At 45.1% G+C, this 17,835-nt stretch carries 11 protein-coding genes and 1 pseudogene; 3 read left to right on the top strand and 9 right to left on the bottom strand.

What is annotated here, in order from left to right; translation table 11 throughout:
* Positions 1 to 11 precede the first annotated feature (11 nt).
* A complete protein-coding gene (gene eboE / locus MusilaSJ_RS01450) occupies positions 12 to 1,223 on the top strand; it encodes a metabolite traffic protein EboE (protein ID WP_274988303.1) in 1,212 nt (403 codons plus the stop codon).
* Positions 1,224 to 1,237: 14 nt separating this feature from the next.
* Positions 1,238 to 2,590, top strand: a complete 1,353-nt coding sequence (locus MusilaSJ_RS01445; RefSeq protein WP_274988302.1) for an alkaline phosphatase family protein — start codon at positions 1,238 to 1,240, stop codon at positions 2,588 to 2,590.
* 101 nt (positions 2,591 to 2,691) lie between these two features.
* On the opposite strand, the gene MusilaSJ_RS01440 is transcribed toward MusilaSJ_RS01445, so the two are convergent.
* The 6 genes from MusilaSJ_RS01440 to MusilaSJ_RS01415 all read right to left on the bottom strand — a co-directional run bounded on the left by MusilaSJ_RS01440 (position 2,692) and on the right by MusilaSJ_RS01415 (position 9,672).
* A complete protein-coding gene (locus MusilaSJ_RS01440; protein ID WP_274988301.1) occupies positions 2,692 to 3,780 on the bottom strand; it encodes an MBL fold metallo-hydrolase in 1,089 nt (362 codons plus the stop codon).
* Between the two features lie 431 nt (positions 3,781 to 4,211).
* Positions 4,212 to 4,445: a hypothetical protein gene (locus MusilaSJ_RS01435; RefSeq protein ID WP_274988300.1), complete on the bottom strand. Its 234-nt coding sequence runs from the start codon at positions 4,443 to 4,445 to the stop codon at positions 4,212 to 4,214.
* Positions 4,446 to 4,584: 139 nt separating this feature from the next.
* Positions 4,585 to 4,959 (bottom strand): DoxX family membrane protein, encoded by a 375-nt coding sequence (locus MusilaSJ_RS01430; protein ID WP_274988299.1) that lies wholly within the window; start codon positions 4,957 to 4,959, stop codon positions 4,585 to 4,587.
* A gap of 46 nt (positions 4,960 to 5,005) precedes the next feature.
* Positions 5,006 to 6,397, bottom strand: coding sequence for an MATE family efflux transporter (locus tag MusilaSJ_RS01425; protein WP_274988298.1), 1,392 nt, complete (start codon positions 6,395 to 6,397; stop codon positions 5,006 to 5,008).
* A gap of 176 nt (positions 6,398 to 6,573) precedes the next feature.
* The gene (ppsA, locus tag MusilaSJ_RS01420; RefSeq protein WP_274988297.1) at positions 6,574 to 9,213 is read right to left on the bottom strand and encodes a phosphoenolpyruvate synthase; all 2,640 of its coding nucleotides are present in this window, start codon (positions 9,211 to 9,213) and stop codon (positions 6,574 to 6,576) included.
* A 3-nt stretch (positions 9,214 to 9,216) separates the two neighbouring features.
* A complete protein-coding gene (locus tag MusilaSJ_RS01415; RefSeq protein WP_274988296.1) occupies positions 9,217 to 9,672 on the bottom strand; it encodes a MarR family winged helix-turn-helix transcriptional regulator in 456 nt (151 codons plus the stop codon).
* A 339-nt stretch (positions 9,673 to 10,011) separates the two neighbouring features.
* Between MusilaSJ_RS01415 and MusilaSJ_RS28035 the strand changes: the two are divergent.
* Positions 10,012 to 10,221 (top strand): annotated as a pseudogene (locus MusilaSJ_RS28035) (DUF6597 domain-containing transcriptional factor); the annotation flags it as partial.
* Positions 10,222 to 10,248: 27 nt separating this feature from the next.
* Here the strand turns inward: MusilaSJ_RS28035 and MusilaSJ_RS01410 are convergent.
* From MusilaSJ_RS01410 to MusilaSJ_RS01400, 3 genes are all read right to left on the bottom strand, one after another.
* Positions 10,249 to 12,504, bottom strand: a complete 2,256-nt coding sequence (locus tag MusilaSJ_RS01410) for a CRTAC1 family protein (protein WP_274988295.1) — start codon at positions 12,502 to 12,504, stop codon at positions 10,249 to 10,251.
* Between the two features lie 90 nt (positions 12,505 to 12,594).
* The gene (locus tag MusilaSJ_RS01405) at positions 12,595 to 16,167 is read right to left on the bottom strand and encodes a VCBS repeat-containing protein (protein WP_274988294.1); all 3,573 of its coding nucleotides are present in this window, start codon (positions 16,165 to 16,167) and stop codon (positions 12,595 to 12,597) included.
* Positions 16,168 to 16,275: 108 nt separating this feature from the next.
* Positions 16,276 to 17,835, bottom strand: a complete 1,560-nt coding sequence (locus MusilaSJ_RS01400; protein WP_274988293.1) for a RagB/SusD family nutrient uptake outer membrane protein — start codon at positions 17,833 to 17,835, stop codon at positions 16,276 to 16,278.

Below are 17,835 nucleotides of genomic sequence, written 5' to 3'. Positions count from 1 at the left end.
CATCTGCCCTCATGAAAATAAATGCAGCGCACCTGACCTATTGTACCAATATCCATCCCGCGGAGAACTGGCCGGAAACTTTCGGAGCCCTGAAAAACCATTTCCCGGCAATCAGGGCGGCCCTTGCGGGGAAGGAACGAATGGGTATTGGCCTGCGTCTTTCTAATATGGCCAGCCTCGGTTTGCTGGCAGAGGAAGATAACTTAGCGGAGTTCAAACAATGGCTGTTTGATCATGATGCTTATGTTTTCACGATGAACGGTTTCCCCTATGGCGGTTTCCATAACACCGTAGTTAAGGACGAAGTGCATACGCCGGATTGGACAACAGTTGACCGCGTGGATTATACCTTGCGCCTGTTTCATATATTGGGCGAATTACTTCCTGAAGGTTTGCAGGGAGGGATTTCAACCTCGCCCTTAAGCTATAAACCATGGCATGCGGCCGGTGAGGCCAGGAACAACGCAAGGGCGATCGCCACGGAGAATATTTTAACAGTGGCGGCTGCACTTTTTAAAATACACCGCTCGGCCGGGGTCCTGATGCACCTGGATATCGAGCCCGAGCCGGATGGCTTCCTGGAATCAGGCCGGGAGTTTATAGATTGGTTTGAAAACGACCTGTTGCCGCGTGCTGTTTTAGTGCTGGGAGAACAGTTTGGCCTGTCTTCGGCTAATGCAGAAGCAGCTGTAAAACAACACATTAACCTATGCTATGACGTTTGCCATTTTGCCATCGGCTATGAGGAACATGAGAGCGTTATTGATGAACTGGCCGCGAAAGGTATCCAGGTAGGCAAGATACAAATCAGTGCTGCCTTAAAGGCCCATCTTCCGGTGGATTTGGCAATGAGGGACGAAGTGACCGACGCGCTTGCCAGATTCAACGAGCCAACGTATTTGCACCAGGTGATCGCGAAAACCGCAAATGGAGAATTGATCCGCTATCCCGATTTACCGGAGGCCCTGTCAGATAGCCGGAACCCGGTAGTCAATGAATGGCGTGCTCATTTCCATGTGCCTGTTTTTGTGGAAGATATGGGTGTGGTACAATCAACACAAAACGATATTGTCAGGGTGCTCAACAAATTCAGGAACATTGCTTTTACACAACACCTGGAAGTGGAAACATATACCTGGAGTGTATTACCGGATGAGCTGAAGGCCCCCCTAACACAATCGATCATCCGGGAATTAGATTGGGTTAAAGCGCAGATATCATAAGAAAGAAGACAATTATGAATAAAACGGTAGTTATCGATGTAGTAGGTTTATCTACGTCTCTGATCGGCGAGCATACGCCATTTCTTAAATCTTATATCAAAGACAGGCATCTGACGCATATAACGCCTGTATTGCCTGCTGTTACCACCGCTATGCAGTCCGCCTACGTCACCGGCAAATTTCCTGTTGACAATGGCATTGTAGGTAATGGGTGGTATGACCGCGCGGATTGTGAAGTAAAATTCTGGAAGCAATCAAACAAACTCGTTGAGGGACAGAAAATATGGGAAAAGGCCAAGAGCGAAGATCCATCTTTCACGAGCTCGATAATGTTTTGGTGGTACAATATGTACTCCTCTGCGGATTACTCCGTGACGCCCAGGCCAAACTACCTTGCCGACGGACGAAAAATACCGGATTGTTACTCGGAGCCTGCCGACCTGCGTGACCACCTTCAGGCGAAGTTGGGGCAGTTTCCGCTTTTTCAGTTTTGGGGGCCCGGCGCCAATATCAAATCAAGCCGTTGGATAGCTGACGCTGCAATGGAAACAGATGCGCTGCATGACCCGACGCTAACGCTGATATACCTGCCTCATCTGGACTATTGCCTGCAAAAATTCGGCCCGGATTTACCAATTATTGCCAAAGACCTGAATGATATTGATAAAATTATCGAAGATCTGGTTTCGTTTTACAGGAAAAAAGATGCCGAGATCATTATTCTTTCCGAATATGGTATCTCCCCGGTAGACCGCCCGGTTCATTTAAACCGGGTATTGAGGCAAAACGGCTTGTTAGGCATCAGGATTGAACGTGGACTGGAGATACTTGACCCGGGTGCTTCCAAAGCCTTTGCGGTAGCTGATCACCAACTGGCACATGTCTACATCAACGACGCGAGCGTAACGGCAAAAGTCAAAGCGCTGCTTGAAGCCGTGCCTGGTGTTGAACGGGTGCTTACCCGGGAAGAGCAGGCCGCATATCACATCGACCATCCCCGGGCCGGAGACCTCGTCCTGATCGCTGATGAGAGAAGCTGGTTCACTTATTATTTTTGGCTGGATGATGCGCTTGCCCCGGATTACGCGCGCGTAGTTGACATCCATAAAAAACCGGGTTATGATCCTGTTGAGATGTTTATGAGCTCAAAGCTCCGCGCCGGCTACAAGTTGCTGCGCAAAAAAGCGGGGTTCAGGTACGTAATGGATGTTATTCCACTGGATGCCGCCCTGATTAAAGGCTCTCACGGCCGGGTGGATGTACCGTCAGAATATCAGCCGGTGATCATTACCGATAACCCATTGGAAAAACAGGGCCTGATAGCGACCGACATTCATGATATCATCTGGAGGCACCTGAAAAATTGATTAGGTAGGCTGGCCCTGTATACTGATTGCCGGTTGTTCAAATGATCATCCTGCCATCCGATATGGTCCTTTTTATTAACTGTTCAATATTACAAAAGCAGTTATTCAAAATTCCACCACGCAGCCTGTTTGAGGGGGCTGCCTAAAGTGTAAGGCTCCCCAATACGCGGAACGTTTAGTTCGACACCCAACTCCTTTGCTGCAGGCACAAGCCTTTTTATCGGCTCATTCCAGGGCTGGTTAGCTTCAATAAACTTGGCCCAGTGAATAGGCTGCAGCAAACGGGCTTGCAGGTCAGCAGCAGCCTGTGCGGGTTGCCCTAACCACAGGTGCGTCCATGGCCAGTTGGGGCTATACTGCCCGCATTCCAAAAACGCCAGATCAAATGGCCCGAATTGCTGGCCTATTTGTTTAAAATGCGGACCGTACCCGCTATCGCCACTGTAAAACAGCCTATAAATGCCAATCTGAAAAACGTAAGAGGCCCACAATGTTTTATTCTCGTTCTTATACGTACGATTGCTGCGATGTTGGGCCGGGGTGGCGGTAATCCGAATACCACTGGATAACGTAATCGATTGGTTCCAATTAAGTTCGATAATCTTTTTAGGGTCAAATCCCCAGTATACCAGATCAGAGCCTACTCCCATCGGCACAATGGCCATTTTAATACGATTTTTTAACTTTTTCAAAGTCCGATAATCCAGATGATCGTAGTGATCATGAGAAATGATCAGCGCATCTATTTGAGGCATATCATCGGCGTGATAATGCTTTGTACCCGGGAATGCGGTAATCAATCCGGGCACCGGTCCGGCATGATTGCTAAAAACCGGATCAATGAGCATATTAAACTGCCCGCTTTTTATTAGTAAAGATGAATGTCCAAACCAAACGATCGTAGGTGCAGGAGCAGCTAATGAATTCAGATCGGTTTTAATCCACGGAAGTGCATGAGAAGGCCTGATGGTTTCAGGACGTCTGCTCAAAAAAAGAAATTTACGTTTGACCGTAGAATCGGAAAGTTCAGCCAAATTTATAAAAGCTCCATTTTTATAATTTGGTAAAGAATCTAACCGGGTAAGTTCTTCGCCATCCGGATTTTTACCCAGAGATTTAACTACGCCGCAACCGCCGACCGTCAATAATAACAGTGCAGCCAACACAATTCCCAAACACGCTCTTTTCATGCACTAAATGATGAATGTAACGTTAAAAAACAACATTTATTTTATGAATGCGTTATATCTGTCTTCCCGGCCACGGCCACCAAAGGTGTATGGGTTGGATTCAGCGCGATTTGGTCAGAGAATCACATCCGCAACTCATTTAGATCTATATTTGAAATATAATCCCCCCAGGAAAATGATAGCAAGGGCTCCCTTGCTGCCATATTCCCGCAATTTGAGATGGCTGTTCCGAATTTTATTTCAAAAACACAGCAAAAAGAAGGATGTTAAGACCGGTAAGGTCCTGATGCGCGCCGGCCAATATGTGCGAGCTAAGTTGTTGGGCATCGACTGCCGAGTGAAGTTTATCACAGGAGCACGGCAGACTCAGAAACGACTCCGATAACACTTTACTCCACCTCAATTCAACGTAACCGGATCCCAAGGACGTGCTAATCTTCCCGGTTTTTAATTACAAGGTTATCTACGCTGAGATTACCAACATGGAGGTTTCTGATCATAGCTTTTTTAACCATGATTCGGCTAATCATCAAAGCGCCTATAGCAATCGCACCAATAGCCATAGATCCCAATGCCAACACAGCGATTGCTGATGCCCCGGTTGCAGAAGCGCCTATTACCCCGACGCACTTTGTTTTGCCCGTTTCTTTTTCAAAAAGTTTCATATGATTTTTAATAAAGTCTCTCAACTACGTAACACGACTTGCTATAATCATTTGTAATTTCCAATTCACCGGGCGGTTATTATTTAGTTGCGGAATAGCCGGACTATTAGTTGCGGAATAGCCGGACTATGCTATCCTCCTACCGGATCATGGGAAAATATTTCTCCCTGTTTTCAAATAGTATCCAGATAAGCACCGCCCAAAGCACAAGCACCATCGGTAATCCCGAAGATAAAGAAATAACGGTTAACAATATGCCGACCATAACGGGAAAAATGATCACCGCGCCTAAAGCCCTGAAACGGGGAATAATCACCAGGATCCCCCCGATAATTTCGGCAATGCCGATAAGTGGCATCAGCCATTTGATCTGCATAATGGCGCCAAACATGGCCATGGCATTTGGCGGCATGTCTTTAGGTACAGGCATGTAATTTAAAAACTTGTTCAGACCTGCATTGATAAACATCAGCCCGAATAACAGGCATGCAATGAATAGGATTTTCTTTTTCATTTTTTATGTGGTTTAATTGTCTTTTAGTAATTCAATATGGATGGCCTTACACTTTCACCTTTTTCCAGTTCCCTTTTTTAAAGTAATACCAGGAAACCAGGGCTAAAAGTGCCTCGGCTGCAGGCACCGCTGCGATGGCGCCTGCCGAATGCAACCCTAAGCCTTTGGCGAGTAAGTAAGCTAAAGGAACCTGGAAAAGCCAAAAGCACCCAAAATTGATCCATGTAGGCGTTTTGGTGTCGCCTGCCCCGTTTAAGGCCTGGCTCATGACCATGGCTATAGCATAAAAAATAAATCCGGAACCGATAATCCGGAGTGCCGTACTGCCAAAGTTCAAAATAACGGGTTCGGTTGTAAATATGCTGACGATGGGACGGGCAAAGAACAGGAACAGCAGCATGACGAAACTCATCAATACAGCATTATATCGCGCCGTAAGCAGCACGCTTTGAGCTGCCCGGTCAACATGGCCTGCACCTAAGTTTTGCCCTACCAGGGTTGCCGCAGCATTACTTAACCCCCAGCATGGTAAAATAAAGAAAACAAAATTCCGGAAAGCGATCTGGTAGCCGGCAGAAGCTGCTGTACCGCCGGTTTCAGCAACCAGCCGCGTAAGTATGATCCAGCTGCCGCTTGCAATGATAAATTGAAAAGTCGCCGGCCAGGCAACAGCGATGATAGTCTTTACAATAGCCGGATCCCAATTAAAGTCAGCACCGCGAAACTTGAGAATACCGCTTCCTTTAAACAGATGGTATACCTGGAAGGTCACCCCGCAGCTCCTTCCAATCACGGTAGCCATGGCAGCGCCCTTCAACCCAAAAAAGTGGATGAAAACCGGGCAGAGAATAATGTTGATGATGCTTGCAATCCAAAGACTTTTCATCGCCATAGCTGCATCACCCGCACCCCGAAAAATCCCATTGATCAGAAACAACAGGATAATAACAAGACTGCTGCCCAGCATGATCCGGGTAAAAATAGCTCCGTCCCTCACCACTTCTTCGCTTGCACCCATTAACTTTAAGATCTCAGGTGCATATAAAACACCAGCCATACTTACTATTATAGTTGTGATCAGACAGATTACCAGCGCCTGGGCTCCTGCATGTGCCGCGGCTTCCGGTTTCTTTTCACCAATCCTTCGCGCTACGATTGCCGTTGCCGCGGTGCTTAAACCAATAGCGATGGAATAGACAATGGTGATCACCGACTCAGTTAAACCTACCGTGGCTATAGCGTTTTGCCCAAGTTTACCTACAAAGAACATATCTACCACCGCAAAAACGCTTTCAAGGCTTAATTCCAGGATCATTGGGATAGCCAGTAAAAAGATGGCCTTCGGAATACTGCCTTGCGTATAGTCCTGCTGCTCGCCATTAAGAGAAAGCTTAATGGCGTTCCAAAGCTTTGAGCTTGTGATCTGTATTGTACTCATCGTTATTTGCTTGTTTAAAAATTTTGTACGGTTGCCGGTTTACTTTGTTGTTTTTCGTAACCCGATCCCTATTGATCATAAACTTCATCAACGATACAAAGATGGGATACACGCCGGTGTTTCGCAGTGTGCAAAAGCGACAATCCCGGGGGTAATTCGCGACAACATTATTTCCACTACGCGTCTGCTTCGCTCATAATCTCCACATACCCTGCGGTTCCATGCACACGAATGCGTTGACCGTCTTTAATCAGCTTGGTCGCGTTTTCCACGCCAACAACCGCCGGCAAACCGTACTCACGGGCTATTACAGCGCCGTGTGTCATTAGTCCGCCAACTTCCGTAACCACACCCTTGATGGCTAAGAATAAAGGGGTCCAACTTGGGTCGGTAAAGGTTGTAACCAGGATATCGCCATCTTCCAGATCAGCACCCTCCACGTTTAGCACCACGCGTGCGCGCCCTTCAACTATGCCGGAAGAAACAGCGAGACCCGCCAGGGCTCCTGCAGGGATATTTTCACGTCTGTAATGACCTGTTATTACCTCACCTTCAGAAGTAATAACTCGCGGCGGCGTCAGCTTTTCATAAAATTGATATTCCGCTTTTCGCTGGTCAATAAGCTGGTAATCTACTTTTCCGGTACGCGCCGCCTCCTGCAGCTCTTCAAAATAAAGATAATAACTATCTTTTTCATCATGAAGCACACCGGCTTTTACAAGGCGTTCGGCTTCCTGAAGCAAAGCCTGCTTATAGATAAAGTATCTGCTCACAATATCGTATTTCGGATATTCGCGATAGCCGATAAAATTCCGCAACAGGTCAATCATCTGCTTAGTTTCCCGGGCTTTTTCTTCTCCGGCGGGCAATTGTTTTAGTCGCGACATTAAGCCTTGTTCTTTTTCTAAGGCTGCCTGCCGCCCGTGTTCAAACCTTCGGATGCCCTCCCCCGGTTCGAGGTTTTTGATATTACTCAGGATCATCGGAACCAGCGCAACCGGATTTTCACTCCATCGTGTGCGGGTAATATCGATCTCACCGGCACAACGCATGCCATATTTGTTAAGATAAGCGACGAGGGCGTTTCGCACCTGCCATCCACCATCCAACTGACATAACCCATTTAGCAAGTTATCCTGTTTGGCTTCCTGCAGATATGCGATGACCTCCGAATAAGGACGGATCACATCTGCCAGGTTCAAAAGTTCAAGGCCCATTTCTGAAGTAATGTTATTTGGCACAGAAAGCGAAAGAATATCAGCTGCGTTGATTTCACCAAGCCACTCTTCCATCTTTTCATTGATCCAGGCCGAAGCATGGATGGCTGCCATGATCACGTTCAGATTTTTCTTTTCTAAAGACAGCTGCCTCCGTTGCTGCATATCGTCCAGGATGTAATCAAATACATCGGGGCCTGTTTTTGCCCGGATGTTATCTTTCAATGCTGATACCGACCTTTCACTGCCGCTGATGAGATCGGTCACAATCCCGGCATCGGCTCCCGCTTCCGCAAGTATATCCGCCGCCGACATTCCGTGATGGCCCTTAACCTGTCCGGGGATGTTGGCGCCAGGGTCCTCTTTTACAAAGTTTCGATCGATTACAGTCATCAGGGCATCTTTTATCAACGGATCTGAATGCCCTAACACATTCAACAGATTTTCCCTGCCCGCCGGCGAAGCGAGGCCCTTCGAGATATCAACAAATAACCTTCCGCCAGCCATTTTGAATATCGCACGGTTTCCGGTTAACATCCAAACGGATATGCCGAGTGGTTTAAATGCATCAGTCATCATTTGTTGATGCCCTACAGATACATAAACCCGGTTCTCCTGGTCGTCTGCCGCTGGCACAGGATATAATGTGGTGATCGGCCGGCTTTGTACAACATAGAATTTATCGTCACTTAAACACCATTCAATATCCTGGGGATGGCCGAAATGTGCCTCGATCATCCTGCCGGTTTGTTCGAGTTGTAAAATTTGTCCGTCAGTTAATGCTTGCATGCGTTGTTGCTCCGGCCCTATCTCTTTTTGCTCAGTACCGCCATTTTTAATGATCTCAATAGCGATCCTTTTCTCCGAAATCTTCTTTTCAATAATTCTTGAAGCACGGACCTGGTAATTATCGGCGTTAACCAAACCAGAAACAAGCGCTTCCCCCAAACCAAAGCTTGCATCTATCGAGCTCACTGTCCTGTTACCATTAACCGGATGGGCTGTAAATAGCACGCCGGCTACCTTTGCAGCTACCATTTGCTGTACAATAACAGCCAGGTAAACCTTGCGGTGATCAAAGCCATTCTGAAGCCGATAGATTATGGCACGTTCCGTAAAAAGAGATGCCCAACATTTGCTGATGTGTTTTAAAATAGCGGCTTCGCCGATAACGTTTAGGTAGGTATCCTGTTGTCCGGCGAAAGATGCGGTAGCTAAGTCCTCCGCTGTCGCACTTGAACGAACCGCATAAGCGTAATCGCTACCATATTGATCTATATGCGCAACGATCTGGCTTTTCAGTTCCTGAGAAAGAGCTATCGATTCTATCAGCGTTTTGATCTTTTTGCTTATTTCATGGATCTCGTTCCTTTGGTTTTCGGTTAGCAATGCTAACTGCTCCAGCAGTGAATTAAACTCCTGGTCGTTCCCAACAGTGTCTTTAAAAGCTTCAGTGGTTATACAAAAACCGCCAGGCACATTAAGTGCCTGAATCTTGTATAATTCTGCCAGATTTGCCCCCTTGCCCCCGATTAACCTATTAAACGTTTTATCGGCCTTTTTTAAATCAACAATGTATAAACTTCTGTTTTTCATCATGCTTCACTTGTCTTTAAATTGATCGACTGTTTCACTCATAATCCCTATCGATCCTTCCAAAAATTTTTCGATGATTTTTAGTTCCTCTTCAGTGAAGGAACCGATCAATTGCTCCGAATGGCTGCGGTAATCCTTGTAAAGCGGAGCCAGGAGCTGCATTATCTTTTCAGTATCCGGCACTACCAGTACTTTTCGTCTGTCCGTTTTCGCAAATTCTCTTTTGACCAGATCTTTTTTCTCAAACCGGTCAATCAAACCTGTAACAGCGCCGCTGGTAAGGCCGGTTACTTCCATAAGCTCCCCGGCAGTCATGGCCCCTTTCACCAGGAAAAAGCCCAGGTATTTCTGATCGGTACCTGATAGCCCGGCTTTTCGCGCAATATTTTCATGCATTTGAATGGATGTATAAGCATACAACTGGCTTAGTTTTCTTATCCGGGTAATAGCTTCGCTTTTCACAATATCTTTATAACTTTGATTATCTTAGCTACAAAGATAATTTTATTTTATTAATTGAAAGAAGTAATTTAGAAATCGGTGAATATAATTACGTTGTTTCCGCCTCCCGACCTTGACGAATATGTCACTGGTATACTGATCATTGAAAGCAAAACCTTCAGAGGCTGTTTAAATTTGATTTACCAGAAATGTTATAAGGGAGTTTAACGGTCAGAATCTATAGATTTTAACATTATTTCATCCAAATGCAGCCACTAATTAAGCCGGAAAACCTATAATGATATCTTATAGCATTTTTAAATTACCGTTTTTAAACAGCCTCTAAGTGCTGATTTTATTTTGCCGCTTTATGCCAATGGCTGCCCTACAACGGTGTTTCAATCGGCAGTGGGAAAGCGTTCTGGATCGGATACCGGATATCTCAACCTCTATGGACAAACAATCCAACCGGAAACGCTCATGATCAGGCAGCCTTTTACGTTGATTGCCTTTTTTATGCGCCCACATATCATCCAGAGTTTATTTGGTGTAAGTGCCCGTGAATTAACCGATAGCTATCTCGACTTAAGCGAGATCTCACATTTTTATCGCCATATTATTGATACTAAGTTTTTTCATTTGAATCAGGGCCACTTTCCCTTTTCCTTCTGTAATATGGTAAAACTGGTTTACCTGCAAATTACGAAACCGTTGAACGGTATGGCTGCCAGCCCACATTATTTCAAGCTCTTCGATAAGCCCGGCATTCCCGACCCCTATTTCCGCCTGTATGGGCGATGAACCAAAACTACCGCCCGAGTTTAGGTCGTGGTAAACGCTTCTTTTAATACCATTGTCAACAAATGTTATTTTTAACCGACTGCCAATGGCAAGCTTATTACATTTCACCCCTTCTGCCTTTATACTTATCCAGTTATTATCGTTCTGACCAGGGTTTACGTACAAGGCGCTGGCATAGGCATCGCCGGCGTAAGCCCCGCCCATTTCGATAAAAATGTCCTGTAAACCACGGTTCCTGAAATCTGCAAACGCGACACCGTGGCCTTTTTGCAGGTTCCCCGTCCCGGAGACGCCTGTAATGTCCTCAAACCGCTGCCCCTCCACGTTCCTGAACATCTTATTGGGTATAAGGGAGCCAAAATCGGGGTTGCCTGTGCCAAAATATAAGTCGGGAAAGCCGTCATTATCAATATCACCAAAATTTGCGCCCATGCTGAACACTACTTTATCAAGACCCGTTTGTTTGGAAACATCGGTAAAAGTGCCGTTATGGTTATTTTTATACAGGTAAATGTTTCCCGCATTGGGTATGGGCTTTTCGAGCGCTTCAGCAGCCGAATAATATCCCAGCGGGGCCTCAAATTTGTAATCTGCAATCAGGATATCCGGCCAGCCATCATTGTTGTAATCAAAAAACCAGGTAGTAAAAGTACTGTTGCTATTTGCCAGGATCCCCGATTGTTTTGTAACGTCTTCAAAGTCGGGGGTATTTCCGCTGTTACCTTTATTTTTTAACAGATATTTGCGCCCGTCCATTGTTGAAATAAAAATATCCGGCCATCCGTCATGGTTAAAATCTGCCGATGTAACTCCTTTTACGTATGACATTACATCGCAATGTGATTGATGGCCAACCTCAGTAAAGGTATTGTCCCGGTTATTTATATAAAGCATACTCCGGTGGATATTGATGCTGTCGCCGTTGTTAAAACCCTCCGCTCCTACAAATACATCGAGCCATCCATCATTATTAAAATCAGCCCAGACTGCCGCCTGGGTAGGGTGATAAAAAAGTAGCCCGGAAGGTATCGTCACATCGGAGAATGTGCCATCGCCATTGTTGCGCAGCAGGGAGGCTGGCTGGTTGCCAAAACCGTTTTTTTTCCATGCACCCCGCAGTACAAAAATGTCCATCTTCCCATCGTTGTTGTAATCAGTTTGCTGAATATTCAGCCCACCGGTAAACTTCCGCAACCCGCTTGTTTCAGACTTGTCAATAAATGTTCCGTCCTGGTTATTTTGAAAATAATGCATGTGATCATCAAGCTCCGTTCCTGAGGTTACTATGTCAAGGTAACCGTCGTTATTGAAATCATCCGCTATAACGCCACCCGCCCTGCTTTTTAGTTTAATACCAACATCGGCAGCCATATCGGTAAACGGCTTTATTTTTGTCGCGGATGTTTTATTGAGATATGGAATTAAAAACGGCTTGGGCACACTATCGGGGTAATGCCTCAGTGTCATGTAAGCGATATTGAGCATCCAGCGTGATTCCAGGTCGGCCGGATGCTTCTTCAAAATGCTTTCATAAACTGCAATAGCATGTCGCGAACCGGTTTGATTTACATGAATCGCGTTATCCCTTATTGGGTAGGTACATGACATCCGGTTGTGGTTCAACATACAATTAGTTCGCTCGCCTAACCTCATGTAGGCCAGTGCCATATCCGGTTCAAATAAATCACGTTTTGAGCTATCGGTCCCCCTCACCATCTTTTCGTAGATGGCAATAGCCTGTGTTTCGTCACCGGTTTCCAATAAAAGCTTAGCCTTGGTATTTAAAAGATAAAAATCATTTTCCCTGCCCGGTAGCTTCAGTAAACTATCGCATTGCGCCACCTTCGCTTCGGGACAAAACGGATTGCGGCTGTTGTAATCCTTTTGGTTCAGACCGGCAATGATCCGGATCATTTTACCCTCGGATGATTCGCGGCATGACGTAATAAATGACATGGCAAGTATCAAAAGCAAAAATTTTGCATAAATATTTAATGACGTTTTTCCGCGGGCCAAACTCAAAGCAAAATTGACAATTACATTCTTCGGCATTTCGTTCTGTAAAATTAGCTACACATTATTCTTTCTTAAGACCCTGATCAATATTGAAGGTGTTATATTTTGAATACCACAAACGGATTATTAAAGCTTAATTTCCCTACACCGGCCATCGTTAGATACAATCTTAACTTTCTGCACGTCCGGGCTTATTTTCAGAAACCTTGCCGATTGTGATAAAAAAGACGAGCCATAATAAAACTCCTGCCGGGTAACCGAACCATCTTTTGCAGATACTTCCGCATAGGCATCCTGCCGCCCGATCTTTATGGTTTTTCCCGGTGCGTTGAGCTTTAACAACTTCAAATTGCCGTTATGCTCGCTGGCCGCGAGGTAGTAACGGCTATCTTTCCCCTTAAGTTTTACAAGGGCTTTCCCATCGCCGGGAAAGCAGATCCCGCTTTGCAAAATCGTTAATGGCTTAAATCTCCCTTTACCATCGCCTTTTAAAAGCAATCCGTTTAAGGCATCGTACCGGCCTACTGAAACATTTGTGCCGTGATCATTCCCGTTAATGGCTACGTCTAAATTGCCATCACCATCAAAATCATCCACTACCATTCCGTTAATGGCAGAAACCTGCGCGTAATTTGGCAGAGGGTACATTTTAAATTTCCCGTTTCCTAAATTTTCGAGATAGCATGAAGTAAGCGTATTGGCTTTTAACCGCAAGGCCTTTTTCAGTTGTTCGGGCGATAACAAATCCTGCAACGTTGCGTGGCCAAAGGATCTGTAATTAACAAACTTTTTCCGGAGACTGACCATTTGCTTAATAGCATCGTCGCGAACAAAAGATGGAAATTCACGTTTCACCCCGTCAGTGTCGGGGAGAAATAGGGATGGAAAGGCATCAGTGGTTTTACGTTTATCAAAATCGCCTGCCGTGATATATACGGGCTCTTTATCGCTGGCTTTGAAAAAACTATTCTTTCCCAGGTTGCCAACAATATAGTCTATCTTACCACAATGCCTGAAATCGCCGGCCACGATAGAATTCCACCAGCCGATCTTATCAGCAATACCAGACGCTGCTGTGGAGTTAACGAATTTGCCTCCAACGTTTTTAATAAAGGTAATGGGCATCCATTCACCCGCTATAACAAGATCCGGCCAACCGTCATTATCATAATCTGTAACCAGGGCATCACAGGTTAGCCCCAGATTTTTTAAGCAAGGGGCAACTGATGCCGTTACATCTGTAAATTGCAGCTTCCCGGGTTTACTGTCGTTTCGTAAAATAAAACTGGATACCGGGTTGGGATAATGCCAGGGATCAACCCGACCGGTCACCAGCAAATCGAGCTTGCCATCCTTATTATAATCGAACGCTCTGACACATAGCTTACTTGTAAAATTGCCGGGCAAGGCACCTTTTTGTTCGCTGAAATGCCCGCGGCCATCGTTGAGGTAGATGCGGTCTGCATAATTTTTTGAACCCGGCGCGCTTTCATATCCCCCGTTGGCCATATACAGATCTGGCTTCCCATCGCCATCGGCATCAAAGAACAATAAACTTTCATCCTTATAATTTGCGCTATCCGGTTTTCCATCAATTAAATTTCGCTGATTAAATTTACCATTAGCCTGCTGCAGGAAAACCTGGGCGGGAAATTTCTTGTTACCACCAATAGCAATATCATCAAGCCCGTTGCCATCAACATCTTCGGCTGCAAGCGCCGGAGCATACGCCGAAAATTTGTGAGGCAATAATTTCTGAATGATAAAATCCGGAAAATCATCCTCCTTGTGCCTGTAACTAATACCTGCCGTGCCTGTAACTTCAGTAAACAGTGCCCCCCTGTTTTTTTGGGGTATAACCCAACTATAAGGCTGACGCGCATCATTGATATTTACTTTCAGCGTTTGGTTAGCGCTTACATTTTTTAATACCTGCTTATAATTATTCGGCCATCTCACCACTACAGAATCGAGCTTATTGACTTTGCCGAGGCCAAAGTGTGCGACGTTTTGGATAGAAGATAAATATCCACGATAAGGATTGTTCTCGTATACCTGGTGTTGCTTGCCTGCATAATAGATATCTACCCAGGCACCAATGCCATCCCTGTTAAAGTTGTTGCCATTCAATTTTACCTGCAGATAATTTGATGGTTTGGAAGTAAGTACCCGGCTATTATTCTTATAGATAAGCGCTTCGTCATTGATGTTATTGATCACCATATCCATTGCCCCGTCATTGTCCAGATCAGCATAAGCGGCACCGTTTGAAAAGGTCGGTAAATCCAATCCCCATTGGCTGGAAACATCACCAAAGTTTAGGTCGCCATTATTTTGAAAAGCATAATTATGGATCTTGACCGTGGGAATCTGATCAATAACAGTTTTTTTTGAGGCTGTGGAATAAGGATTATTTCGGTAAACGATAAAGTCGTGATCAGTAACATCCTTCGGAAATCCATTGGTTACAATGATATCGCGGTAACCATCATTGTTGAAATCTGTTATCAAAGGAGTCCAGCTCCAGTCGGTCTCTGTAACTCCGCTCAAGAACCCGGTTTCACTGAATACGGGGGTCTTGATAGAATCATTCTGGCCTAATCCCGGCCCCTGGTTTATCTGCAAGGTGTTACGTGCATATTGATATTGGTATGCATAATGATTAAATAACTCGTACGACTGGTAGCTTTCCGGCATCGACATCATTTTTTTCCGGTAATTATCCGGTGGTGACATGTCCAGTTCAAATACATCGGCCAAACCATCGTTATTCAAATCTTCAATGTCCTGCCCCATCGAGTTCATCGAAGTATGCTTAAAGTATTCTTTAGATCTATTGGTGAATGTACCATCACCGTTATTGATGTAGAGGATATTGGGCGATATAAAATCATTGGTAACATAAATATCCTTCCAGCCGTCTTTGTTTATATCCACAATGGTTGCCGCGTGCCCATAGCCTTCAATGGATACACCGGCTTTTTTGGATACATCGCTAAACACCGGGTGTTTAAGCTGGGCATCCCATTTGCTTTCATATAACCTCCCCGTACTCTTACCGCTGCCGTCCGCAATTATCGGGCGAAACTGGTTTGCGTAATAGCCGTCCCCCGGCCTGTTAACTGTAAGATACATATCCAGTTTGCCATCATTATTGAAATCAAAAAAGGTTGCCATGGTAGAATATGCGTGTATATTAAGGCCATATTCTTTGCCTTCTTCCTTAAAGTGCGGCACCCCCTCTTTATCTGCCCCCTGGTTTATGTAAAGCAAATTTTGCCTTTTAACGCTATCCTGCAGCAGCGAATTGCACACATAAATATCCTGAAGGCCATCATTATTTATATCGATAACGGCAACCCCTCTGCCCCATTTTCCTAAACCATTAACTCCGGCTTTATCTGTAATATCATCAAATTTAAAGTCGCCGCGATTTAAGTACAGCTTATTTGATACCATGTTACCCGAAAAGTAAATATCCTGCAAGCCATCGTTATTGAAATCGCCTATGCCAACTCCGCCGCCGTTATAAACATTTGCATTATCAATCGGGTTGATTGAATCGTTTTCGGTAATCAAATTATTGAAAGTAACGCCCGAATGTGAAGACGGTATTAATTCGAACAGCGTTGTTTTCTTTTTAGCACATGAAAAAAGAACAACACTAACGAGCAATAAAGCCGGGTAAAATTTCTTCATTTATAAATTGGTTTATATGGAAAAGATAGGCTGTTATGCACAGCCTATCTCTTTTAACAAGTCTGAAACTCTATACTTTTCAACTGCTATATATAAGCAAGTTAAGTATTAATAGCCAGGGTTTTGATGTCCGTTTACCTTAGGGTTATTATCCAGCTCGGCCTGAGGAATTGGCAATAGTTCATCCCGGCCTTTCTTGAAATAAGGGAATGGATCGGTTGTAAAGTATTGCTTTTTCCTCCAGCGAAGAATGTCTATATTTCTTATTTCTTCGCAACCCATTTCCACCATTTTTTCGTGCATAATTGCTTTTACAACATCAGCTTTTGAACCAACCGGATATTGTGCCGTTGGATAAGGCGGCATCGCAACATCTGCACGGGCCCGTATCATATTAAGATAATTAACTGCGGCGGCAGTATTACCCAGCTCATTTTCACATTCGGCCAGCATCAATACAACCTCGGCATAACGAATAATGCGTTGATTATTACCTCCCGGGTGGAAACCTGCTGCCGGCAAACCTTCTTTATAAATGATCATAAACTTACGGAAACTGATCTTTTTGGTTATGCCGTTCATCACCGACGAGTTACCGTTCTGGTCGCCGTCAGTTAGCACCGATGCGCCTTTATTATAAGTATCGCCTGATTGATAACAGGTGTAGTGGAACCTTGGATCCGATTTGGCAGCACCTGTAGCCGTATTTTCAAACTCATTAATTAATTTATTTGAAGGAATAAGGTTTCTCCAGGCTATCGGGTTGTATTCCTGGTTGCGTACGGTAGACTGCGCTTCAGTAGGGCTATCACCGCCCCAGTTAAATCCACCGTCACCTTTGTCAACAAAAACGATCTCGAAGATGGATTCGCTGTTGAATTCGGTCTCTTCTTCAAAGTTATCAAGATATCTGCTGGTAAGTGTATAGCCGTTTACTCCGGTTGTAGGAATTTTTAAAAGCGCAGCCTTTGCACCTGCATAGTCGCCGTTTTGCATTAGTACACGGCCCAGCATGGCATTTGCTGCAGCGGCAGTCGCCCTTCCCTTGTCGGTACCTGATTTTTCAGGCAAAACGGCTGCCGCGTCCTGAAGGTCCTTTATGATTAATGAATAAACTTCAGATTCAGACGCGCGGGGTTGAAAATCGCTGGCAGTTTTAACAGGGGTCGTAAGAAGCGGCACTCCTCCCCATTGCGAAACCAGGTCAAAGTAAGCCCATGCACGCAGAAATTTAGCTTCTCCAACCAGTCTGTCGCGCAATGGTCCATTATCGGTTACAGCTGGTCCGTTTTGAATAACCACATTCGCTCTGAATATTGCTGTATACCAGGCATTCCATACCGAGTTTAATACTGAATTGGCAGGATCGGCATTGCCATTAAGCATCTGGCCCCTGGGAGCTTCGAGCTGTCCGCCGCCGCTTGCGACCTCATCGCTTCTGAGATCGTGGATAAAGAACCATTCCCTTGATACCAGTCCTAACGAATGAATAGCAACATAAATAGCGTTCACGCCTTTGGTTAGCTGGTCGCTGGTTTTATAATACTGATTGGTTGTTACGTTATTAGGGTCGCTGGTGTTGAGGGATCCCTTTTTACAGGAATTAACCGTAGCCGTTACTATAATAGCTGTAAGGGCCGACCACACGAATATTTTTTTATTTTTCAT

Source organism: Mucilaginibacter sp. SJ, from assembly GCF_028993635.1.
Classification (GTDB): Bacteria; Bacteroidota; Bacteroidia; order Sphingobacteriales; family Sphingobacteriaceae; genus Mucilaginibacter.
The sequence above is the reverse complement of the archived record's forward strand: the minus strand, read 5'-3'. Positions and strand labels throughout refer to the sequence as shown.

What these genes read in the sequence shown, in the direction of transcription:
- ppsA (WP_274988297.1), bottom strand. Translation starts at nt 9,213, where the DNA reads ATGATGAAAAACAGAAGTTTATACATTGTTGATTTAAAAAAGGCCGAT.
- MusilaSJ_RS01400 (WP_274988293.1), bottom strand. Translation starts at nt 17,835, where the DNA reads ATGAAAAATAAAAAAATATTCGTGTGGTCGGCCCTTACAGCTATTATA.
- MusilaSJ_RS01445 (WP_274988302.1), top strand. Translation starts at nt 1,238, where the DNA reads ATGAATAAAACGGTAGTTATCGATGTAGTAGGTTTATCTACGTCTCTG.
- MusilaSJ_RS01405 (WP_274988294.1), bottom strand. Translation starts at nt 16,167, where the DNA reads ATGAAGAAATTTTACCCGGCTTTATTGCTCGTTAGTGTTGTTCTTTTT.
- MusilaSJ_RS01425 (WP_274988298.1), bottom strand. Translation starts at nt 6,397, where the DNA reads ATGAGTACAATACAGATCACAAGCTCAAAGCTTTGGAACGCCATTAAG.
- MusilaSJ_RS01435 (WP_274988300.1), bottom strand. Translation starts at nt 4,445, where the DNA reads ATGAAACTTTTTGAAAAAGAAACGGGCAAAACAAAGTGCGTCGGGGTA.
- eboE (WP_274988303.1), top strand. Translation starts at nt 12, where the DNA reads ATGAAAATAAATGCAGCGCACCTGACCTATTGTACCAATATCCATCCC.
- MusilaSJ_RS01440 (WP_274988301.1), bottom strand. Translation starts at nt 3,780, where the DNA reads ATGAAAAGAGCGTGTTTGGGAATTGTGTTGGCTGCACTGTTATTATTG.
- MusilaSJ_RS01430 (WP_274988299.1), bottom strand. Translation starts at nt 4,959, where the DNA reads ATGAAAAAGAAAATCCTATTCATTGCATGCCTGTTATTCGGGCTGATG.
- MusilaSJ_RS01410 (WP_274988295.1), bottom strand. Translation starts at nt 12,504, where the DNA reads ATGCCGAAGAATGTAATTGTCAATTTTGCTTTGAGTTTGGCCCGCGGA.